The 22,960-nt window shown below is 46.7% G+C and carries 17 protein-coding genes; 7 read left to right on the top strand and 10 right to left on the bottom strand.

Annotated elements, in window-relative coordinates:
• Positions 1-11: 11 nt before the first annotated feature.
• Both QJS83_RS04365 and QJS83_RS04360 read right to left on the bottom strand, forming a co-directional pair.
• Entirely contained in the window at positions 12-845 is an 834-nt protein-coding gene (locus QJS83_RS04365; protein WP_284607883.1) for a flagellin N-terminal helical domain-containing protein, read from the bottom strand.
• Between the two features lie 151 nt (positions 846-996).
• Positions 997-2,196 (bottom strand): KamA family radical SAM protein, encoded by a 1,200-nt coding sequence (locus QJS83_RS04360; RefSeq protein ID WP_284607882.1) that lies wholly within the window; start codon positions 2,194-2,196, stop codon positions 997-999.
• Between the two features lie 317 nt (positions 2,197-2,513).
• On the opposite strand from QJS83_RS04360, the gene QJS83_RS04355 reads away from it, so the two are divergent.
• Positions 2,514-3,878 (top strand): hypothetical protein, encoded by a 1,365-nt coding sequence (locus tag QJS83_RS04355; RefSeq protein ID WP_284607881.1) that lies wholly within the window; start codon positions 2,514-2,516, stop codon positions 3,876-3,878.
• 101 nt (positions 3,879-3,979) lie between these two features.
• On the opposite strand, the gene QJS83_RS04350 is transcribed toward QJS83_RS04355, so the two are convergent.
• Positions 3,980-4,351 carry a hypothetical protein gene (locus tag QJS83_RS04350; protein ID WP_284607880.1) on the bottom strand — a complete coding sequence of 124 codons (372 nt, stop codon included), beginning with the start codon at positions 4,349-4,351 and terminating at the stop codon, positions 3,980-3,982.
• Positions 4,352-4,388: 37 nt separating this feature from the next.
• On the opposite strand from QJS83_RS04350, the gene QJS83_RS04345 reads away from it, so the two are divergent.
• Positions 4,389-4,553 (top strand): hypothetical protein, encoded by a 165-nt coding sequence (locus tag QJS83_RS04345; protein WP_284607879.1) that lies wholly within the window; start codon positions 4,389-4,391, stop codon positions 4,551-4,553.
• A 147-nt stretch (positions 4,554-4,700) separates the two neighbouring features.
• On the opposite strand, the gene QJS83_RS04340 is transcribed toward QJS83_RS04345, so the two are convergent.
• Both QJS83_RS04340 and QJS83_RS17460 read right to left on the bottom strand, forming a co-directional pair.
• A complete protein-coding gene (locus QJS83_RS04340) occupies positions 4,701-6,137 on the bottom strand; it encodes a hypothetical protein (RefSeq protein WP_284607878.1) in 1,437 nt (478 codons plus the stop codon).
• 4 nt (positions 6,138-6,141) lie between these two features.
• On the bottom strand, positions 6,142-6,432 hold the full coding sequence (locus QJS83_RS17460) for a co-chaperone GroES (protein WP_350159280.1): 291 nt from the start codon (positions 6,430-6,432) through the stop codon (positions 6,142-6,144).
• A gap of 475 nt (positions 6,433-6,907) precedes the next feature.
• On the opposite strand from QJS83_RS17460, the gene QJS83_RS04330 reads away from it, so the two are divergent.
• On the top strand, positions 6,908-9,178 hold the full coding sequence (locus QJS83_RS04330; RefSeq protein ID WP_284607876.1) for a transglycosylase domain-containing protein: 2,271 nt from the start codon (positions 6,908-6,910) through the stop codon (positions 9,176-9,178).
• Here the strand turns inward: QJS83_RS04330 and QJS83_RS04325 are convergent.
• Entirely contained in the window at positions 9,175-10,068 is an 894-nt protein-coding gene (locus tag QJS83_RS04325) for an MBL fold metallo-hydrolase (protein WP_284607875.1), read from the bottom strand. The two genes, QJS83_RS04330 and QJS83_RS04325, sit on opposite strands and share 4 nt — an antisense overlap.
• A 131-nt stretch (positions 10,069-10,199) precedes the next feature.
• The gene (locus QJS83_RS04320; protein WP_284607874.1) at positions 10,200-10,460 is read right to left on the bottom strand and encodes a 2Fe-2S iron-sulfur cluster binding domain-containing protein; all 261 of its coding nucleotides are present in this window, start codon (positions 10,458-10,460) and stop codon (positions 10,200-10,202) included.
• A gap of 324 nt (positions 10,461-10,784) precedes the next feature.
• On the opposite strand from QJS83_RS04320, the gene QJS83_RS04315 reads away from it, so the two are divergent.
• Entirely contained in the window at positions 10,785-12,758 is a 1,974-nt protein-coding gene (locus tag QJS83_RS04315; RefSeq protein ID WP_284607873.1) for a hypothetical protein, read from the top strand.
• A 55-nt stretch (positions 12,759-12,813) separates the two neighbouring features.
• On the opposite strand, the gene QJS83_RS04310 is transcribed toward QJS83_RS04315, so the two are convergent.
• The 3 genes from QJS83_RS04310 to QJS83_RS04300 are packed head-to-tail and all read right to left on the bottom strand — an operon-like array spanning position 12,814 to position 17,826.
• Entirely contained in the window at positions 12,814-16,545 is a 3,732-nt protein-coding gene (locus tag QJS83_RS04310; RefSeq protein WP_284607872.1) for a TolB-like translocation protein, read from the bottom strand.
• Between the two features lie 46 nt (positions 16,546-16,591).
• Positions 16,592-17,383 (bottom strand): UDP-2,3-diacylglucosamine diphosphatase, encoded by a 792-nt coding sequence (locus QJS83_RS04305; protein ID WP_284607871.1) that lies wholly within the window; start codon positions 17,381-17,383, stop codon positions 16,592-16,594.
• A complete protein-coding gene (locus tag QJS83_RS04300) occupies positions 17,380-17,826 on the bottom strand; it encodes a Crp/Fnr family transcriptional regulator (protein ID WP_284607870.1) in 447 nt (148 codons plus the stop codon). Before QJS83_RS04300 ends, QJS83_RS04305 begins: the two co-directional genes overlap by 4 nt.
• A gap of 245 nt (positions 17,827-18,071) precedes the next feature.
• Between QJS83_RS04300 and QJS83_RS04295 the strand changes: the two genes are divergently transcribed.
• The 3 genes from QJS83_RS04295 to QJS83_RS04285 all read left to right on the top strand — a co-directional run bounded on the left by QJS83_RS04295 (position 18,072) and on the right by QJS83_RS04285 (position 22,945).
• On the top strand, positions 18,072-19,394 hold the full coding sequence (locus QJS83_RS04295) for a radical SAM/SPASM domain-containing protein (protein ID WP_284607869.1): 1,323 nt from the start codon (positions 18,072-18,074) through the stop codon (positions 19,392-19,394).
• A gap of 160 nt (positions 19,395-19,554) precedes the next feature.
• Positions 19,555-21,429 (top strand): ATP-binding protein, encoded by a 1,875-nt coding sequence (locus tag QJS83_RS04290; RefSeq protein ID WP_284607868.1) that lies wholly within the window; start codon positions 19,555-19,557, stop codon positions 21,427-21,429.
• Complete coding sequence (locus QJS83_RS04285; RefSeq protein WP_284607867.1) at positions 21,422-22,945, top strand: sigma-54-dependent transcriptional regulator; 1,524 nt, start codon at positions 21,422-21,424, stop codon at positions 22,943-22,945. Before QJS83_RS04290 ends, QJS83_RS04285 begins: the two co-directional genes overlap by 8 nt.
• Positions 22,946-22,960: the final 15 nt, after the last annotated feature.

Here is a 22,960-nt window from a genome sequence, read left to right as displayed (position 1 = left end):
TCACGAAGGAATCAGCCAATCAGCTTCAGCGCTAATTGGTTTGCTTGATTTGCTTGAGCAAGAACTGACGTTCCCGCCTGTAATAAAATATTATTTCGAGTCATTTCGCTTGAGGCCGCTGCGATATCAGTGTCACGAATACGACTGTTCGCTGCGGAAAGATTCTCTGCCGTCACGCCAAGATTATCTACCGTTGACGTCAAACGATTTTGCAAAGCCCCTAGATTCGCGCGCGTTCCGCTGACCGCCGTTTGCGCCGTATCGAGTTTAGAAAGAGCTTCTTGCGCGCCTTCTTTCGTGGAGTAATCAAGTCCCACAAGGCCCAACGCATCCAATGTCGCAGCACTGCTCCCCGCATCGAAACTGATACGATCCGCGAAAGCGTCATTACCAATGCCTACTTGAAAATCAAACGTCGGAGCGGAACCATCAAGAAGTTTGGTCGTTCCCCAGGTCGTTGATTTCGCGATTCTCTGAATTTCTTCAGAGAGCTGCGTGACCTCTTTATTGAGCATGCCTCTTTCCGTCTCTCCGACAGTATCGGAAGCGGCTTGGATACCCAACTCACGCAAACGCACGATGATATTTCCGATTTCATTCAAACCGCCTTCCGCCGTTTGAATCAAAGAAATACCGTCATTCGCATTTCGCTGCGCTTGATTCGCAGAACGAATCTGCGCTTTTAATCTTTCTGAAATTGCTAAACCTGCGGCATCATCGGCCGCTTTGTTGATACGACTTCCACTTGCCAGCTTTGCCATCGAATCGTTGATAAGGCGTTGCGACCCAATCAAGTTTCGTTGCGCATTCAATGCAGCGATATTTGTCGTTATTCTCATTCCCATTGTCTTCCCCGTTGACTCATCAATACTACTAAGTAACTTTTCGGGAATCGCAGAGTGAACTTCACGCGACCATAGAATGAATTTCTCGACTCATGGTGAAACAGAAAACATAGACGAGTTTTCTTTTTTCAGAGTGTCGTCTTATTCTGAATCAGCTCTTATGGACTTCAGTTTGTTTCGATGCTTTGAGAGCGGACCACTCTGCTTCGTATGCAGAGGCATCCGGTTTTCTGATTTTTTCGGGAGAAGGACTGACATACTCGGCCTTCACGCCATCCCAACCTTCATAGTAGCGAGTCAATCCTTCTTGTCCCGTTTGAAAATTCGGAACGAGATAAGTTTTGCCTCCGCCATTGGGAATGTCGACGGAAAGATTCGGCATCGCCAAGCCAGAGAGATGACCCCACAATTCTTTTTGAATCGCTAAGGAATCTTCAACAGACGTGCGCAAGTGATCCGTTCCAATAGAAGGATCACACTGGAACATGTAGTATGGTTTCACACGAAGATAAAGCAAACGACGGCTCAAGGCCTGCACGATCGCCGGATGATTGTTGATGCCGTTCAGAAGAACCATCTGATTCATCACAGGCACGCCGTTATCCACGAATCTTTCCAGAGCTTCAACAGCCTCCGCCGTCAATTCGCGCGGATGATTGAAGTGCGACATTAAGAATACCGGTTTGTGTTTTTTCAGGATCTTCACCAAATCATCGGTCACACGCATTGGACACACAACAGGCATGCGCGTGCCGATGCGAATAATCTCAATGTGCTCAATTCGGCGCAAGTCACCCAAGACGCGGTCTAACTGCGCATCACTCACCGTCAGCGGATCGCCGCCGGAAAGAATGACTTCACGAATTCCAGGATGTGTTTGAATGTACTTCAGAGCTTGTTCGTACTCTTCGTTGCGAATGAAGGCTTGCTCTTGCCCCGTAAAATGTTTGCGTGTGCAAAAGCGGCAGTAAACACTGCAAATATCCGTGATCAAAAAGAGCACGCGATCGGAATAGCGATGGATCAGGCGAGGAGCCGGATTGTTTTTTCTTTCTCCCAAAGGGTCCAACATCTGTTGCGAACCTTCTTCGATTTCAAAACGATGTGGCATCAAAATCTGGCGCAAGGACTCCCCGCCCTCGCCCGCGAGGCTGGCGTAGTAAGGTGTCGTGCGGATGTTGAAAAGCTCTTTACCTCCTTGGAAGGCGGCTTTTTCATCAGCACTCAGAATAAAATGCTTTTCGAAATCGGCTTGAGTTTTCAAAGAATGACGAAGCTGCCACGTCCAATTGTTCCAATCGGATTCAGCAATGTGATCAGGCTTAGGGCTTCGCGGGAAATGAAACTTCATGGCACGTTTATGGAGGAAAGAGGCGTATTTAGCAAGGCGCCTTTTTTGTGACCAAATTGGGCGTTTTCGCAGGTTTTTATCAAAACCCGCATCGACAACTCTAACCCCCTAAGATCACACTCTTTTTTCGCAATCTCACAGGGAGACACCAGAAGTTCGACAGACCCTCGCCCCGAACGCCGCTTTTCTCAACATGAGAACCTTTAGGCATTTCACCCACTTACTCCCATTTCGGGGACCCTCGCCCGCTGGCCCGGCCCTCGCTTTACATACCTCTAGATAAAAGGGTCGGGATGATCCTAACAATAGGAGGACTTATGAAAACTTTCACTTACCCCAATAAAAAGTGGGTCATGACAGGAGCCCTGCTCGCTGTTCTTGGTTTCAATGTATCTTTCAACTCTCATCAAGCTGGAATTGCTTCCGCGGATTTCGCTTCCACAAGCGGCGATCTTGTAGAAAGCAAAGTAGCGACCGTTGAAGGCGTGTTGCCAGTTAAATACATTAATAATGGTGAAAGCTCAGTCCTTGCGATTGTTCCAAAGAAAATGACTGAAGGTAAAGTGTGTGAAAACTGTGGTTACGACACGATTCCTTTGAGCATTAAAAACAAAGAAGACATCGATGCGATGAACGTAGAGCTTTTAAAAGCTCTTTCCAAAGGCAAACCGAAAGCGGAAGCAAAAGAAGAAGACGCTGACGAAGTCGTTGAGGAAAAAGTTGTCGAGAAAAAGAATCCATTCGACAGAATCAAAAAAGCTTGCGCAAGACCAACCGACAAAACAGAGGCTTTGGATTGCTACAAAACAAAATTCATCGCGCTTTTGAAAGATAAATCGGCAAGCAAGATCGAAACAAACGAAGCGTTGCAATTCTACCGCGCTGAGATTGAAAACCGCATCTTGAGCCAAATTTCTGATGCTCGCCGTATCTCTGCCCGCGCAAGAAGAGCTTCAACAAACATGTCTTCTTGGCAGGCGTTTGAAAATTCAGACGATGCTTTCGCTAACACTGATGAAATGATCAACAAAACACTTTTCGTGATCGAAGACTTGATCCGCGAAATGCCGGCGAAGTTTGAGCCGATTAGACAACGCCTGATCGTTGCAGAGACAATGATTTTGAAACAGGAAGCTGCACAAGTTCAGCAAACAAAAGCTCAGTCTGAAGCACAAAAAGGAACACCGGAAGGTTTGTACCTGGGCCAAGAGACTTTGGTAAGAAACTCTGAGTTCCACGATCTTTGGAACACAATGGGTTACTCGACAAACCAAGCTCTGCGTGAAGCTCAAGGTAACAATACAATCACTCCAGAGTTGTACAACCAGTACAATAAGTTCTTGCAAGAGTTCAATTCAAGCTTGATGAGCGCAATCTCTGGCAATAACAGCAACGGCCTCTTGAATGGCGTGACGACAACTCCGGGCGTACCTGGCGTGAACCTCTTGCCACGCTTGCAAAACCCAGGTCGTACTTCAGGAGCTCCTGGTGTAATCACACAACCAAACCCCATCTCAACAAGAACGGGTGCGAATTTGACGACAACAATGCCAGGCACACAAACACAAACAGTGTTGGTGCCAGTGCAGATTCCGACACAAAACACAGGAGTCAGCTTCGGAACAGTGTCGCCAATCTCTCAAGAATCTTTGAGAATGAGACAACAAATCCGCGGTCAGTAATCAGAAGCGACAGTTAATTAGAATCGATCCTCCAAAGGGCCCATGACGGGCCCTTTTTATTTTCTCAAGGCTGTGCCTCGACGGAGGTTCACAGAGAAAAATTATTGAAGAAAGACAACCAAACGAACCGAATCCAACGGCTCCAAAGTCGTCACATAAAAGCGCATCGCGCGAATCTTGGTTTTTTCAAATGTATCCGTCGCAACATCTCCATACTTATAATCACCCTCAAGATGCCAAACAGGAATCGAACGCATACGATCCGTAATCAACTCCACTCTTTGCAGCCGCACACCCTCACTCATAAACTGCACTTTCACTTCGGAGTACTCTTTCTCAGAACTATTGCGCAGACTGATATCCCGATAAGTCGTATCCTCCGCATAAATAATCTCATAAGCCACTTCTTCCCAAGCGTGCGCATTCACACCAAAAAGCATCAAAGTCATCAAAACAAAAACGATCTTCTTCATCGCAAAAACTCCTTCTAAAAATATTCAGTAAGGCCTCATGCCAAAAAATACTTTAGCCACCTCACCGAACGAAGGTAAAGAAAGCGAAAGCCCCCCTAACGATTTACAAAAAACAAGCGAAAGCCACACAAAACACTATGGCAATCCACAACTTAAAATGCGCGGCACACGGCGGATTTTTTTGATTGAAAATGGTTTGTGAATTCTAGCAAATCCGTCGCTAGAAACCATAATCCACGGAAAAGGCAAAAAAAATCCCCGGGGGTTTCCCCCCGGGGCCCTGCTCACCACCAAACAAGATGTTTCAAGTAGTCATCAAGCTGTCGTACAAGTTGCAATCGCGCTGTAATCAAAAGCTGATGGCGGCTTTAGATGCAAATCCAAAAGTAAAACTATTCTCAAACTGGCTGCCGTCTTTCCAAGCAGAACCAGGGAAGAGAAGACCAAGTTGATTCACCCACTGAATTCTTTCGATCGGTTTGTAAATCACCTCGATATCCCATTCTAGGCCTAGATCTTTTGCAGAATCAACAGAGTTTTTTGCGGAGTTCATCATTTGTGCATAAACGAGTGTATTGCGAACATCGACTTTCTCGTTCCATGCATAACCTACGGACGGTGCAAGATAGAAAGCGTTGCTGAGATATTCATCATCCGCAGAATTTCCAACATCTTCAATTCCACCATTGCCAGCAACAACCGGATCAACTCCCGTGCGATAAACGTTAGTGTTCAAGAAGTCTTTGTTTCCAAGACGGTGATTGAAAAGCAACATACCGACATCGTAGTTGCGGTTGAAAGCATAACCGCTGAACTCAGAAGATCCAGAGTCATCGCCTGTCGCCATACCGGCTTTCAAAGTCCAATCCCATTTAGATTCTGCACGTGGGAAATAAAGTTCCGCAGCAATACCGTAACCATTTACGCTCACGTTGCTACCGCTCGCCGTTGTCACACCTGTTTCACCTGTTTGGAAACCAGCTTCCAACTTGAATCCGAAGGAATCAAATCCGCGACCCAAAACAAAGTTTGTTCTTTGGATGCTCATATCAGAGCCAACCGCTGTGCCACCAAAAGCCGCGATTTGACCAGCATCATAACCAAGAGATCCTTGCGAACCTTTTACTTGTTCCATGAAAACGCCGAGCAAAGATTTATTCTCTACACTTTCATACTGAAGTTGCGCCCCCAAAGTACTGATTGTTCCGCCTTGGCCGTAACCGTTTGTGCTCGCTTTGCGGCCAATCATTGGCATAATGAACCAGTCACCGATCACAACTTTGTAAGCAACCATATCACGAGTGTCATACCAGTGATCGAAAGCGCCTTTGCCAGAGCTGTAAGTCATGCCCAAACCGAAATCAAATGGCGCGCGACCTACGATCAAAGCACCGTACTCTTGATTTACGTTCAAGTACAATTGACTTGTTCTCACAGCGACAGAACCTTGGTTGGTTGAAGTTGCTGCAGATGTATTTTGATTCAATCCCCAGATCTCACCAAGTTGTGAGTTTTGATAATCAGGATTTGCATTGCTGCTGCTCATGATATCAAAACGGGAGATGATGTTTACACCATCAGCCGCGATGATTTTCGGACTCAAATAAAGATAGTTCAAACCATACGCTTTACGCTCGGAAGGAGAACCCAAAGAAGGCTTATCCACTTCAGTCCATTCAAAACGGTACCCACCGTTCCAATCCAAAGACATGGCATTGGCCGTTGTGGACAAAAGTGCCACTGAAAGACCCAAGGCTTTCAAGAAATTCTTTTTCAACATTTTCATTCCTTTATTTTGCGACCACGCCCATCACATCTGCTTCACGCAAAATGATGAGGTCTTCGTTTTGAATTTTAATTTTTGAACCCGCGTATTCAGAGAAAACAACGCGGTCGCCGACTTGCACATCCATGGGACGAACATGGCCCTTCTTGCCCATATGACCACGGCCCACAGCCACGACATAACCTTCCAAATTTCCGGAAGTGTCAGCCACAGTGTCTGGAATATAAAGTCCACCGGCTGTCATTTTTTCTGCTCCCGAAATTTGCACGATCAACCGATCATCCAAAGGAGTCACAAACTGACTTAAATCCAACTTTTTCTGCGGAGCTGTCGATTTAAGCAAATGCGCCGGAGCCGCTGCCACTTTAGGAGCAGTCGCTTTCTTCGCCACGGTTTTTTGCACGGCAGCTTTCTTCGCGACGGATTTTTTAGGAACCGACTTCGTCACCTTTTTAGAAGAGACTTTGGAAGCCGTCTTCTTTGCGGAAGACTTTGCTGTAGCCTTCTTTGCGGGAGCTGATTTCTTAGTTACCTTTTTTGCGGTTTTCTTTGCAGCGGGCTTTGCTGCTTTAGATTTCACGGCCTTTTTAACGACCTTTTTTACATTGGCTTTTTTTGCAGAAGCTTTCTTCTTAGCCACAAACAATCCTTTCATCCAAATGAGCGAGAAACATTGAAGAGGCTCATTTGCTTCAGAGAGAATTTCGTACTACTCTGTCACTATGTTGCGACCTCGATTAAAGACTATTTTAATTGCTTTTACAATCCTTGTGACGCTTGTAATCATCTCGGGGATTGGCTTTGCCACTTACTCTTACTTCGCGTTGGAAAAAGAACTGACCGAAAAATTAGAGTCGAAAAAGTTCATTGTGCCGACCGAATTCTATGCGGCTCCGCCCACTTTTTATACAAAAAGCACTCTGCAAGTGAGTGACGTCGAGAAGCAGCTTCTGCGCCAAAATTATCGTCGTCGCAATTATGATCAGCGTTTGTTGGCGGGCGACTATTTCGTTGCGGACCGCGATCAGTGTGCTGCGCGACTTCAAATCGGTCTGAACGATCTTCAAGAGTCATGTATTGGCTGGGTCACGCAAGACACACCAACGCAAAAAGTAGATGAAAGTATCCAAATCTTGGTTTTGCAAAAGGACCACGTCGTTTCACAAATTTTTAAGGGAGCCCCTTTTGTTGAGGTCAGTGAAGCTCTCAGTGAAGCGCCTCTTCTTGCTCAGTACATCGGAAACGAACCTTTGATGCAAAGAACCGTCACATTGGGAGAAGTTCCGCCCATGTGTTTGAACGCGATCATGGCGATCGAAGATGCGCAATTCCTTGAACATAGCGGAGTCAGCCTTAAAGGCATCTTCCGCGCCTTGGTAAAAAACATAACCAAAGGCCGCCGCGCTCAAGGGGGAAGTACGATCACACAACAGCTTGTGAAAAACTACTTCCTGACAAGTGAACGCACGATCAAAAGAAAGTTCCAGGAATTTGTGATGTCGATTCTTTTGGAGTCGCGTTTCAGTAAAGACGAAATTCTGGAAACCTATTTGAACGTGATCTATATGGGGCAAAACGGAGCGTTTCAAGTGCGCGGTTATGGATCGGCATCACGCTACTATTTCGGAAAAGAAATTTCCGACCTCAATCTGAGCGAATGCTCTTTGATGGCAGCGATTGTCAACAGTCCCGGTCTTTACAATCCTTTCCGCAAGCCTGTGAATGCCGAACGCCGCCGCCACCTAGTTCTCGAAAAGATGCAAGGTTTAAACTACATCTCTCCTGAGGAGTTTACTGACGCTGATCGCACACCACTTCCGAATGAGCCGCGCACGCTGGCCGTTGAAACGGCTCCTTATTATCTCGACGCCGTCAGAAAACAGCTACAGACGCAAGGCCTGAGCCCGGATGGACTAAAAATTTACACCGCTTTGGATCTTGAAGCGCAAGATGTCGCGCAGGAAGCCCTTCGCAATCATCTCGACAATCTGGAAAAAAACAACAAATACATCAAAGGCCTGAAAGAAAAGAACAACAGCCTTGAAGGCAGCATTCTGGTTGGCAATAACAAAACAGGCCTGGTCAGTGTCGTTGTCGGAGGCCGCAACTATCGCATGACTCAGTTCAATCGCGCGATTGATGGCCACCGCCAGGTAGGTTCGATCATGAAGCCGTTTGTGTATCTGACGGCTCTTTTAAACGATACGGACGAGGGCCATCCCTATACGCCGATCACTCTCTTGAATGACGAAAAATTCACTTACAAATACGAGCGCCAAGCCTGGTCGCCGGATAACTACGGCAAAAAGTACTATGGCACTGTGCCGATGTTTTATGCTTTAAAAAACTCTTTGAACGCGGCGACAGCTTCATTGGGAATCGCTGTGGGTTTAGGCAATGTGATCGATGTCACGCATGAGATGGGCGTTACTTCCGCTCTTAAATCTTTTCCCGCGATGACTTTAGGTGCCTTTGAAATGTATCCGCGCGAAGTTTTGCAAAGCTATATGACACTCGCACGCATGGGTGAAAAGCAAGGCATCTCGTTCATCCGCCGCGCGCTGAACAGTGATGGGCAAGAAGTTTTTGTTCACGATCCAAAACCTACGAACACGGTCGATGCCGCAGCTGTGGCAAGTTTAGTGGGCATGATGAAGCAGACAGTTCTTTCGGGAACGGCACGCTCCATCACTCTGAATGGTTTCTTTCATCCCGCTGCGGGAAAAACAGGAACGACGAGTGACAATAAAGATGCCTGGTTTGCCGGCTTCACGCCTTACCTTACAACAGTTGTTTGGGTGGGATATGATAATAATCTGCCGCACAAGTTAACGGGCTCCAACGGCGCTGTGCCGGTCTGGACTCAGTTCATGAAAAAAATCGGCACGCGCTTCCCAGCGGATGATTTTGCATGGCCGGAAAACACTCAGAAAGTTTTGCTCGATCAAAAAACACTGGAAGACTTGAATGCTTATCGGGAAAATGATCCAAGCCAAGTTGAATTGATTTTTGATTCGGCGAAAGTGCCAAGCGGATTTTAAAGTTTGATTTCGAGGCCTTCGTAAGCGAAGTCCCAAGGAATCTGCGGCAGCTTGGAGTTATTCTGAGAAGCAAAACGATCTCGCGATTCATAGTATTCGCGGGTCTGTCTTTTCAGCTCCAACACTTGCTCAATACGCGCGCCTGGGTCGTGATGTGCGAAAAGAACTCTTTTGATGCCTTCGCGTAAAGCGATATCCAAACCGACTTGCGCGGCACTATGACCCCAGTTGGCTTTTTCCGCCAACTCCGGCAGCGTGTACTGCGCATCGAAGTACATCAAATCAACATTTTGATAAAGCGGCAGGTCTTCCGCCAACTCTTCTCTGGAGATGCGCGTGCCTTCCGTATCCACACAATGAGCGTAAGACTTCCCGCCCGATTCGACTCGTAAACCCCAGCATGGATCCGGATGATCCAACTTATAGGGAGTGATTGTCATGTCGCCGATTTGATGAGGCTTGCGCGGTTCTAAAACATGGAAGAAGACTTTCGCCTTCAACGCTTCAAAAGGCACCGGAAAATAAGGACGACAGAACACGCCGCGAATCAGTTTTTCAAGATCGTCTTGCACGGCATAGTAATGAACTTCGCAACCTGGGATAAAATGCGGAGTGAAAAACGGCAAGCCGATCACATGATCCCAATGGAAGTGAGTCATGAAGATATGAAAGGGCCCCTTCGAGCGCCCTGTCGTTCCCGTCATGATTTTTTCGCTCAAATTGCGAATGCCGCTGCCACCGTCAATGATGAGTTGCGATTGCGCGCTTTGCAGTTCCACGCATGTTGTTGCCGCTCCATAACCACCAAGCAATGGAACTTCCATGTTTTGAATGTATTTGGAAACTTGCGATGGCTCCCGATAGCCCATGGAGAAGAAGTTACGAAGCACTCCTTCTATATGATAAGACCAATCCAAGGGTGGAGGTGACGACGGCAAGGAGCCACGGACCCCCCAAAATTTCACGGTAAGCGACATACTTAAATTAGAATACGTGTTTGCAAACACGAATCAAACACATATTAATTGGACTGGCCTTTATCGTAATCGACAACAACGTAGTCCGACTTAGGTAGTGCCTGACAGGTGCGAACTTTTCCATCGGGAGTCTTGTCTTCGCTGACCTCGCCCACTTCGATTTTCGCCGTGCAAGTGCCGCAATGACCTTCCATACAAGAGTACGGTGGATGAATGCCGGCAATCAGAGCAATATCAAGAATGCTACGCCCGGATTCTCCTTCGACTTCGATTTCTTCACCGTTCAAAATGAACTTCACCTTCATACATTCATCTCATCATTCACATGCAGGACCGACAATCTCTTTCTGAAGCCAAGCGGCATTTACCGGTAATTATCGAGCGTTTACTCTTTTTGGTTTTGTGTTTCGGGAATTCCTTGTTATTCAGCTCTTCCTCGTGAATCTGAGGTGTTTTTGGAAAGTTCTGGAGCACTTCGCAGGTTTGCAAGAAATACTCGAGTTGTAAAAAAACTCGATATCTGACTTAATGGGCGCGCCCTTGTACTTGCACGTATTGGAACTGAAGGGAAACTTTTCCGGTACGAGTCCTGCAGTCTAACTGGGCGCTTTAGAGAGAGGGAGAGCTTTATGACGCTCAAAAAGAACCTCCTGACGCTAGTTTTAGCTTCGGGATTCACGGTACTTTCCGCAACGCCGGCACAAGCTGGCTGGGAAGTTCTAAAACCTGCCAACATTTGGGAACGAATCCAAAAAGAAGTGGCAAAACAAGAGATCGGTGCGAACATCAGCCTCGTGAATGCAGAAATCCTGGAAGGTATTTCGACTTCACTTCGCTACCGTATTGAATCAGAACCGTCTTACGTAGATGGCTTCTACACTCGCATCGACAAATACAGCCTTAAATTCGGTTTGAATCCGGGCGATTTCATCGACGATCTTGATACTCCGGTGGGAATGAACCTGGAAAAAGGTTCTGACATTATCTTTGCTCGTCAGTTTAAAAATCAAAAAGACTCTTTGCTGGCGCTTCCTTACACGCCAAGAAATCTTCCGTTCACTGCAAAAAAAGCCATCGAACGTCTTGTACCTGGCGACTTCGTTGCATTTGAAGGAAAACTTTCTTTCGTCGTTTCTTTGAGTCACGACGTTCTTAAAGGTGATTTTACGGCGGGCGCTTCAACGCACGCGTTTATCTCTGGTGAATTTATGGTTCACCTTTTCCGTATGGCTGACAACAAAATGCGCGTGAAGTTGATTGCTATTCGTGGCAAAGGTGTCGGTGCTAACGCCGGCGTTGATCTAGCGGAAGAACTCGACATCTTCGGCATCAGCATTTTCGATAACAAAATCGAAAAGTGGTTGAGCATCACGCCATTTGACGTACGCACCGGTCTTTCTAAAAATGACGTGATCATGCTTGATTACGTTTTCGACTTGAACAACGCACAGGCGGCGCAAGCTTACGACAGCTTGATGCTTAATAAAGTTCAATTGAAAGACATCAAAATTGCGAATCCAACGGCGTCTCGCAAAGATTTGACTCAAGAACTTTTGACGGATTTGACGGATATCGAAGACATCGCTTTGGAAGATTCACTTTTGCCTCCGCAAGAGCGTCGTATTGACCGCGTCTTCAAAGGCTCTTCTGAAGGTTACAATAAAGATGCCCGTATTAAATTCGGTTTGAGCTTGTGGAAGTTTGAAGCTGGTAAAGCTTACGGCGAAAACAAAGTTCTTTCTTATGACAAACGCGATCAAGAACAGTATTTCTTGCTTGATACTCTTTCTCGCTACAAAAAAACGAAAATCCTTTTCGGTCTTTTCGGTGAAGAAACATTGATGACGTCTAACTTGCTTTTCACGGCGGATAGAAACTGGGCTCCGACTCGTTTTGTGACTCTGACTTCCAGCGCAGAAATGAAGATGAAGGACGTTTCCAAAAAAGATCTCACTGAAATTCAACGCCTGGTTCGTGAAACAATCGGCAATGAAGAGTACAACAAGGTAAACTGGTCGGCATGGAACAGCGTCAACGGCAAATTGGTGAACGGGTACTTTAAACAAGAAGTGTTCTTTAACCCTGAAGCTTTGAGCATGCTTCCGTACCTTGGCAAAGAGGCTATCGCAGCTCGCTTCGAAAAGTACATCGAGTTGAAAGGCCGTCCTCGTTCACGTCCTTTGATCGGTGGAAACGCTCCGATCGATTACCTCTTCAACTGGATTTCTGCTTTCACAGGCGATATCCGTCGTGTAGGCGACCGTCTTGCGATCGTGATCGACCCAACGAAAACAGTTCAACAGCGCTTCGAAGCGTTTGAAGACTTGCAGCAAATTCCAGTTTGGAAAGAGCGTGGCATTGGTTTCTTAATGTCATTCTTGCCAATGGAACAACGTTCAAATCTTTTGCGCTACGAATTGATCGTCTCTGCGAAAGGCGTTCCGCAAATCCAGCACAGTTTCGGTAACTTTGCAGAAGAAAAACTGTATCGCTCTTTGATGTATATCCAGAATATCATCCACGACAGATCTTTCGATCTTCGTTTGTTCACGGATTCAAACGGCGAGTTCAGCGCTTCCGCTGTTCCAGCGCCTCTGCAATAGTATTGAAAAGATATTTTTGAATGCAAAAGCCCAGGTCTTCCTGGGCTTTTTTATTTTAGATAGGATCGATAAAGAGATCGAGAACCTGATTCTGATAAGCATCGCTTGTAAAGATGACGTGCGTATTTGTCACAGCATGGTTATTCCAGACTCCGCTGCTTCCAGAAAGTCCTGGCATGTAGTTCTTCAAACCCGTCCCGTCCAAAGCCACTGAATAAAGGCTGAGTGTTCCATCTTTCGAAAGATCCGAACGGAAGAACACACGATTTGAATTCGGCACCACATTGAAATCGTAAATATCGGCGTAAGCCGGCAGAGTCACAAGCTTGCGTTTCTGTGTTCCGTCCCACTTGACGGCGTAAAGATCCCACTGACCCAAGGTATCAATCAAACCGGAATAAACAATCGTGCGATCCGCATCGTTCATGATTCGCACAGCTTGACCATTACTCGCGTTAACCTGCCCGCCCGCATAAGGATTTTGGCTGATCTTTTTGTTGTCAGTGCCATCGAAGTTCATGCTGTACAGTTCAAAAACTTCCGGTACCGTTTCACTGAGAGTGATGAATCTTTTATTCCCTCCCTCTATCAGAGTTTCCGACCAACTGGTGTGGGAGTTCGTTGGCAACGAAGCATTCAACGTATACAGATTTTGCGTCGCCACGTTGAAAGTTTTTATCATTATTTTCGCATCGGTCAGCCAGTCTCCTTTAATAACCGCGTATTCAGAGTCGGGAGTGAATTCACAATCAGTGACCATTCTTGTGGTATCAAAACCGACGTCCACCAAATAGTTTGTCGCCGGTGTTGCGGCATTTACGACTCTCACGTCGCTTCTTCTTGCGACTGTTAAACCACCATAATAACAAACCCAATTCGAGTCCGGTGAAATCGCGAAGCCGACAAGATCTAATGAGTTCGCAATCGCCGCGTTCAACGCAATCGGAGCTCCGCCAGCCAAAGGAATTTTATCCAGTTCGACTTTTTCAGCGACTCGGTAATCCCAAAGCACGGCGACGAAATCACCATTAGCAGCGACGTCCCAGTCCGTAAACTTAGTTGTATGCGAATAAGCGGGCGTCAGTTTTGTATGCCCGGTTCCATCCAAATTCACAGCGTAAAGATCCATCACAGAATCTGTCGTCAAATCCGCTTGATAAACCACTTTATTGATCGAAGGCACATACTTGAACTTCGTGACATTACCACCCACGGCCGTAATTGCGGCATTCAGTTTCACAGGCGTCCCAACCGCGATGTCGGTTACGTAAAGCTCTTCGACTCCCGCATTATCTTGGTCGGCGATGTAGAAGACTTTTGTTCCATCGTCACTCAACAACCAAGTTCGCAACGTGCCGCCGCCCGCAGGATAATTCTTCGTCACTCGGTTTAAATTCGATCCGTCAGCATCGCCAAGATATAAGTGCATTTCACCGTCGTTCGTTGGATTCACCCGCACAAGAACTTTCGCGCCATTGGCTGAGCCTTGAGCCGTGACGAAGTCTCCTGATATCACCGTTGGCAGCGTAATGCTGGTTAAAGTCGGCGTCGGCAGACTAAGACTTGACAGGTAAATGCCCTGAACGCCATCCGTTATCGTATCCGCAAGGAAAACTGCTGTGTTACGGACCCAGTCATAGAAATAGTTTTGCGAGCCCGTGGCGACATTACTTTGCGATGACAAGAGAGGCGGATTGAGTTTTTTCGTCACGCTGCCATCCAGCGCGGCTAAATAAATTTCGTATCTACCGTCAACTTCCAAGTCCGCAATGAAAACAACGCGATCGCCTGTAGGACTAATCTCCACGCCATAATAATCACGATAGACAGAGGGATTCGACATGTTCGTCAGCTTCACAGGAGCTTCGGAACCATCCGCTTTCGTCGAATAAAGATCAAACTTCATGTCGCCCGTCGCAGCTCGCGCCACTCCCGAAAGATCCGCCTGAAAAACAATCTTGGAGTCATCCGGAGTAAAGAGAAGCGCACGGTCTTTATATCCGCCATGCACACCATTTCTTGCCGTTGCAACAGAGGTCAGTTTAAGCAAACCCGTTTTATCGATATTTACAACGTGAAGATCATAGTAAGCCGCACTCGAACCCAAGCCGAAAGCCAGCTTTTGCGAATTATTCGACCATGCGTATGTCATAACGTCGCTCGACACCGTCGCGCACGGAGGAGAAAGCTCCGTTTCAACTTTCGTTTGCAAGTTGAAAATCTCGAGCGCGTAACACGTGGCTGTCGTTCTATCGACGCGATAAGCGACATATTTCGAGTCGGGACTGAACGAACCTAGCTCTGTGAAACCGGTCGTAGATGAGCCGAGCAAACTATGCACTTCTCCCGTCTCGAGGGACACGACAGACATTCCCGTGTTTGTACCGCTCAGAAAACTTTGATTATCACGGAACAGCACCCACTTGCTGTCAGGACTGACTTTGAATCCCGTATAAGTCATCTTGCCGCTTGCCATCGCAGGACCCAAGCGGCGCAAGTTCGTACCATCGACTTTCACGGCGTAAAGATTGACACCTTCATCCGTGTCTTTGTCGGCGCGGAAAACAACTTCCTCACCGTTTGGTGTAATCACAAATTCCCGCACGTCACCGCCGGCCACCATGGCACCATTAAGTTTGATTTTGACGCCCGAAAGAACACTAATGGCATAAAGATTAAACTCATTATCCGTACCTTCGATGTCACCTGCGGCTATCAAAAGATCTTGATTCGGAGTCAAAGCATAAGCAAAAGTTCCAACGCCACCCACGGGATTTTCCGGCGTGGGCCCCATCAAAACTTTGTCATCAGTACCATCAATTTTAATCGAGTGAATTTCACGCAGCTGTGCTCGACCGACAGTTGCCCGAGCATAAATCGCACGACCATGTTTAGGCACGGCAATTATGGGTCTTGTATAATCCAAAGCCCACTGACCTGATAGAGGATTGATTCGACTTAAACCCGTATTATTGAAATTCACGATTCCAATATCGATGAGATCATCATTGCGCAAAGGCACAGCAACAAGCAAACGGCCGGAGTCACCGTATTGCGTGATCGTGCGCGCGCTCGGCACACCTGTAGATGAAATGGCCGGGCCGATTTTCTGCCATTGTGGGTAAGCGATATTCGTCGTCGCCGTCGTCGACACGTTTCCAGCAGCATCGAAATGCTGAACGTAGAAATCGATCGAACCCGCTGTCTCAGAAGAAAGATTCAGTTTAATTTCCCAACGCAGCGATGCCGAACACACCGCCATGTATTCCTGAGACAATGAAGTTGAAATTTTCACGACATTGAAAGCATCCGAACAGGTTCCCGCGATAGGATAGTTCGCGCGCAACGACGACACCGAATAGTTTTGTTTATTATCCGGAGGATCCACGGTCACAGTCGGTGGAGTTAAGTCCACCGTGATATTTTTTTGGTCCTGGGAAGTTTTCTTGATTTCCGTTTCTTCTTGTTTCGCGCTGATGAAAAATTCGCCTTCAGAAATGCCGTTCAAGTCCAAATTCATCGAAAATGTTTTGTCACTTTGGCACGTTGTTGTGAAAACACCGAAGCCTTCCACGTCAATCTGAACGTCTTCACCCACGTTTTGGCAGACGCCCTTAACCGCGTAAGAACGATAATTCGCTGACGTCACCGCCTTGTTATTCTCGTCAAACGAAAGAAAGAGTTGGTTCTTGCTGTTGAAATCATCAAGTTGGGCTTCTAAAGAGCAAGCCGGTAAAGCGAAGATTCCGAGGACTGCAAGTACGTACAGTAATCCACGTGTCATCATAGGAATCTTATCGGTCGTTCCCTAGCCTAAATTTAGGAAATCACTCTTATTTTGGGAATGCTTTATTCGAGAAATTATTCTCGGGTTGAAACAGGCCAGAAGAGAACGATTTTACCTCGACAGAGGTCTCTTGAATGTTAATAAAGTTCGGATGTATGAGCCACGAGCCGCTATTAAAATAACGCCCTTGAGGCAAAGGCAGTTCCCCAGCGTGATGAGTGTGACCGAAAATAATGGCATCAAAACCGCGCGAGCAAATCTCTTCAGCCGCGATAACGAAATCAGGATGTTCACCGGGAAGAGTTTCCACTTCACTTTTCACCGTAAGAATTCGGCGCACTCTTGATTTCCATTCTTCAAACTTAATCCACGCTTTGTAGGCGCGAGGACTGACCATCAAAACGAATCCTCCCAACCACGTCAGGAATTCATAGAGATCAGGACGTTTCACAAAAAACGGGTCATACAGATGACCGTGCTCGATGCGAATTCTTTGCGAACCACAGCGCACGTTAAGAAAAGGAGCCAGGATCAACGAGCCCCAATCTTCCAGGAAATTTTCGAGTAGAATATCGTGATTTCCGACAATGTAAAAAACGCGATTGCCCGCGCGCGAGATCGCCTTCACCGCGCGGAAGACTTCGGGCACATCCTCCGCCAGTTTTCTGAATGACACTTGTGCGATTTCAAGCCCGTCTCCGTTAATGCACACGTCGTATTTGTTTTCCGCCGCCCAATAAAGAAACTCAATCAGCTGTTTCTTGGAGCTTGAAAATGGATTTCCCAAATGAAGATCCGAGATGACCACCATTTTTTCAGTCGTCACGTCGATAATCATAAATTCGACTCAACCACTTTTTCGAGAGCGTTTTTAGAGAGCTGTTCCGCAGCCAACAATGCTACCAACTTTTCGTTGGTCTGACGGATGCGACCACTTAGAAGCTTCATCAGCTCAAAAGCAAATGTGGGGTCGCGGCGAATTTTTAAAAGAAAGCTGCCCGGATCAAAAACCAAAAGCGTGGTCTCGCCCACCGCTTGCGCTGAAGCCGAGCGCGGCAGAGATTCCAGAAGTGACATCTCTCCCACCATACTGCCTCTTTCCACACGACCGAGGATAATGGTTTTCTCATCGACCTTTTTAAAAACTTCGATGCTCCCGTGTTGCACGATATACATTTCACGACTGAGATCACCTTCACGAAAAAGGATTTCCCCATTCTTGAGTTTGAGCACCTGTTGATCTACGAATCTTTTGCCGTGGGAAGTACTTGCATTGAACATATAGATACAAAGGCTACCAAAAATCCGGATTCAATCCACGGCCCTTGAAAAAGTATAGCCCTAAGTACCCACGACCTGACGAGGGCCATGAGGCCATAAAACAAATATGTTTTCGTTGAGTTGAGCCTTTTGACATTCATGAAATAGTTTCCTTTTGTCCCCGGGTGCCTATTTTAAGGGTTCAATTTGCACCACTTTTCAAAAGGTAAGTTGTTGATTTTAAAAGATATTTTAACGACCTTCGGATGTCTCATTATGGAACGCTTATTGCAGTCCTCACTTACGGCATGGAACAACGACGATTCAAAGACATTGTGGCATTTAAATGGAACCAGGGAGCTCCGCTGGCTTTCCATGCCCGCAATCTTGAAGTCGCTGAGATCTCGGAAGAGATGTGGGAAGTAATGGAAAAACAAATCCTGACTTCCGACGTTTCTGAAGAATTGCAAAACTGGGAACAAGAAAATAACCCTGAGGTGAAATCAGGAAAGCTTTCTCCGGGCATCCGTAGCCTTACCATCAACGTCACGCAAATCTGCAATTTGAAGTGCACTTATTGCGCGGCCGGCGGAGACGGAACTTACGGCTCTCCGCAAACAAAAATCAACGTTGAAAAAACTTTGCCACAATTGAAGTTCTTTATCGAACGCCTTCCCGACAACAGCCGTTTTAAAATCACTTTCTTGGGCGGCGAGCCGCTTTTGTATCCTGAGGGAATTCAGGAAATCAGCAATTACGTGCGCTTGATGACGGCGGGAAGAAATATTCAAGCTGGTTTTTCCATCGTGACAAATGGAACTTTAATTAACGAAAAAACTTTGCAAGTTTTGAAAAACATCAAAGCCAACGTGACTGTCAGCGTGGACGGTCCTGCAGAGTCTAACGACAAAGCTCGCCCTATGAAAAACGGCGCTGGCAGCACAGCTCTTGTCGTCGAAGGTCTTCGTCAGCTTGTAGCAGCTAAAGAGTCTTTGGGCCTTCTTACCGCGCACGGCGTTTTCAATCGCGAAAACTTGAACGTGATTGCGGCTTATGAGTTTTACCGTTCGCTGAACGTCGATCGTTACGAATTCACTTACTCCGTTGAAGAAAACGACGACGCCAGCAATAAAGAGTTCGTAGCGCAAATGAATGAAATCGCCGCCCGCGCTTATGCTGCAGGCGGTGAATCTGAGTTGCGCAAAATCGGCCTTTTTGATCAATACTTCTCGGCGCTCGATAACCAACAACAGACAGAAAATTTCTGTGGCGCCGGCAAGTCCTTCTTGATGGTGGATGCGAAGAACAACCTCTTCACATGCCCGTGGGAAGTCGGCAATAAGGCCGAACAAGTGGGACAAGGAAGCGAACTCAATGAGGAGCGTCTGAAAGGGTATGAGGCGCCCCTTATTGAACAGAACAGCTGCCAAAACTGCTGGGCCCGCTTTATGTGCGGCGGTGGCTGTATGTTCATTCACAAGCAAGCAACCGGAAACAAACACCAAAAAGATGGTCAGTTTTGCTTCCGCACTCGCAGCTTGATTGGAACTGCATTGTTATATTATAAAAAAAGCAGGGTTTCCTGCTAATGAGGACATTTATGAAACAGACACATATTAAAAAAATCAAACCTCTGAAACCCGTGACAACTCCGTCGACTCAATTGATGGGACCTGGCACTGGTGGAACTGGTGAAGGCTGCATTCCGGTACGTTAGTTTTTTAGAAACTTAAATAAAGAATCGAGATTATGACTCTTCCTCCCTCCCTTGAAGAGACATCCTCCTCCAAAAGAGGAGCTTATAAGGTCGCTTTGCGTATGGCGTTCGCCATGGGCATCTCATTCTTTATTGCGCAGATTAATCTTGAATATATTGAATCGTACCTTTACGACCTTCGCGTTCGCACTAAGCTTTTTAATCCGACTTCTGGGAATATCGAACTCATCTACATCACGCCGCAAACCGTACAGCTTTATAAGGGCCTGCCTTCCGCAAAAGAACAAAACGCCCTTTTGAAAAACCTGGAAGCTGCCGGTGCAAAAGCGGTGGTTTATGATTTCAACGTGGTTGAAACACCCGGCTCCACTCCCGAGAAAAACGAGTGGGAAGCCACCGTCGTACAAAGTGGAAATGTTTTTGTCGCGGGACGAACGACACCGCTTAAGGGCGAAGAAAATCAACTTTTCTTGGCTGATCCTCTGGAAAAAATGTCGTTGTCTCCGGCTCCGAAGACAACGGATCTCGTCAACTTCGCAAAAGACGGTGTTACTCGCCGTATGATTTTGACGTACCAGGGCCGCTCGTTGTTGCCTGTTCAACTTGCTAGTCTCGTAAATCCTGCGGCGGCGGATATTAAAAACGTTCGCGGGCATTTTGATTTCTATGGAACCGATCAAGCATACATTGATTTCCATCCCGCGAAAACTTACCCTTCGTCTTCCTTCGAGTCCGTTGTTTCGGGACAGGCAGAGGCTTCACGCTTTAAAGACAAAATCGTTTTGATCGGGACCGATTTAGGTTTGGACGAAGCGGAATACATCACAAGTCCTTACAGCCGCGAAGTCACCGCGATGACTCGTATTGAGTTGCAGGCTAACACGATCGACACTTTGATTCGCAACTCGGGTCCGCAAAAAGCGCCTAAGTTTGTGAACTGGCTCTTTATTTTATTAGCATCGATTCTTACGACACATGTTGTGCTGACGATGAAACCTACGCGGGGTCTTATCGTTTTAGCGAGCACGCTTGCCGGCTTCGTGGGCTTTAGCGCCGTTGCATTTTGGTTGGGCGGCTGGTGGCTTCCGATGGCAGCCCCTCTTTTAACTATTTTCCTCTGTTATTACTTCTTCATTCCTTACCGTCTGATCGTCGAAAACCGCCGCAGCTGGGAATACTACCAAAAGAATAAACTATTAAGCCAAGTTGAAGAGTTAAAAACGAACTTCATTTCGATGATGTCGCACGACTTGAAAACACCGATTGCGCGCATTCAGGGAATGACGGACATGATTCTTTCCGATACCGTACAACTCAGCCCGCAACAGCGCGAAGCGGTCGATACAATCAAACACTCTTCCGACGACCTTCTAAAATTTATCAATGCGATTTTGAATTACGGCCGGATCGAAAGCCAAGGCGTGCAGCTTAATTTGCAAAGCAAGGATATCAACAACCTTCTGCAAGAGGTGATTCGTAAGCACGAGTTCCTTGCAAAAGTGAAACGAATCCAAATCGTTTCTGAACTGGAACCCATGTTCCCAGTCCCTGTTGATGCCGATTTGATGAAACAGGTCTTTTCGAACCTGGTTGAAAATGCGATTAAGTACAGTCCCGAAGACACGAAAATCATGGTTTCCAGCGAGGAAACCAGCGAAAAAGTGATCGTCCAAGTCGCCGATCAGGGGCCCGGCATTCCTTCGGATGAATTACAGAATATTTTTATGAAGTTTTTCCGCTCAAAGAATGCCAAAAGCTCTCCTATCAAGGGTTCCGGCTTAGGTTTGTATTTGGCGAAATATTTTACAGAACTGCACAGGGGACGGATTTTTGTAGAATCTTCCCATGGTAATGGATCGACTTTTACGGTAGAACTACCAATCGAGCAAGGGGGTACACATGCTTAAGGTTTTGGTTGTTGATGACGATCAGGGCTTAAGATTGTCCGTCAAATCGGCACTCGCAATCACGCAACGTTTCGAAGTGGATGAAGCTTTCGACGGCGTCAATGCACTTGAGAAAGTTAAAGCGAGTGAGAAGAAATATGACCTCGTCATTCTCGATGTCGACATGCCTCGCATGAACGGACTAGAGGCTCTTCGCCAAATCAAAGAATTCGATCCAGGTATCATCGTTATCATCATGACAGCTCACGCGACTTTGAACGACGCGATTCAAGCTGTAAAAGACGGTGCCTACAACTATCTGCAAAAACCGGTTGGCAGTGAAGATCTTCTGCAGCTGATCGACAAAGCTGTGAATGCCCACAATTTGATTTCAAATATTGCAGCCTCTGCTCCTGTGATGGTTGAGGCCGGCCGCAAAATCATCGGTCATACTTCGCAAATGCAGAAGGTGTTTAACATCATTCACCGTCTTGCTAAAGTTGACACTCCGGTTTTGATTCGCGGGGCTTCGGGAACAGGTAAAGAGCTTGTTGCTAAAGCGATCCACTACAACTCTGCACGCAAAGACGAAAAATTTGTTGCGATCAACTGCTCGGCTATTCCTGAAAACTTATTTGAGTCTGAGCTTTTTGGACACGAAAAAGGTTCTTTCACGGGCGCGGATCAGCGTAAAATCGGTAAATTCCAATTTGCTGAAGGCGGAACGCTTTTCTTGGATGAAGTGGGCGATATGCCGCAATTGATGCAAGTTAAAATCTTGCGCGTTCTTCAAGAAAAGGTTTTCACTCCTGTAGGTTCTAACCGCGAATTCCCAACAAACGTTCGCATCATCGCTGCGACCAATCGTCCGTTGGAAGATATGATCAAAGCGGGCACATTCCGCGAAGATCTTTTCTATCGCCTGAACGTCGTACCTATCTTCTTGCCGGCTTTGGCTGAACGCAAAGACGATATGGAACACATGGTGAATATCTTTATTAAGAAATTCAACCAAGCGCACGGCAAGCGTATCAACGGTATTGCTCCCGACGCCATGGCTGTTTTGAAAAAGCACTCTTGGCCGGGAAATATTCGTGAACTTGAAAACGTGATTGAACACGCCTTCGTTCTTGAGATGACAAACATCATCACAATCGCGTCGTTGCCAGAATCTTTGCTGATCGCTACGGGAACAAATCTAATCGATGTTCCTGTTCTAGAAACGGCTCAAAGCATTGCTTCTGCGGGAATTGCTCCGGCTGTCCAGGCTCACGCGAATCTCAACGATGATGAAGACGGCGACATGGATTCTGATTCCGACGAACTAGATAGCGAAGAAATCGTTCCTTTCTCTGGTGCAGAAAGCCTTGATTTCAATGCGCAGAAAGAAGCGTTCGAAAAAGAATTTATCATCAAAGCTTTGAAGACCTTCCGCGGCCGTATCAATCAAACAGCGCTCCACGCGAATATTCCGAAGAAAACACTTCTTCGGAAGATTGAAAAATACGGCATCAACGCCAAAGACTACGTGAACTAACTAATCCTTAGAAAA

It is taken from the genome of Bdellovibrio sp. 22V (assembly GCF_030169785.1).
Taxonomy (GTDB): domain Bacteria; phylum Bdellovibrionota; class Bdellovibrionia; order Bdellovibrionales; family Bdellovibrionaceae; genus Bdellovibrio.
Note: the sequence above shows the minus strand (reverse complement) of the source record. Positions and strands in the feature narration are given on the sequence as shown.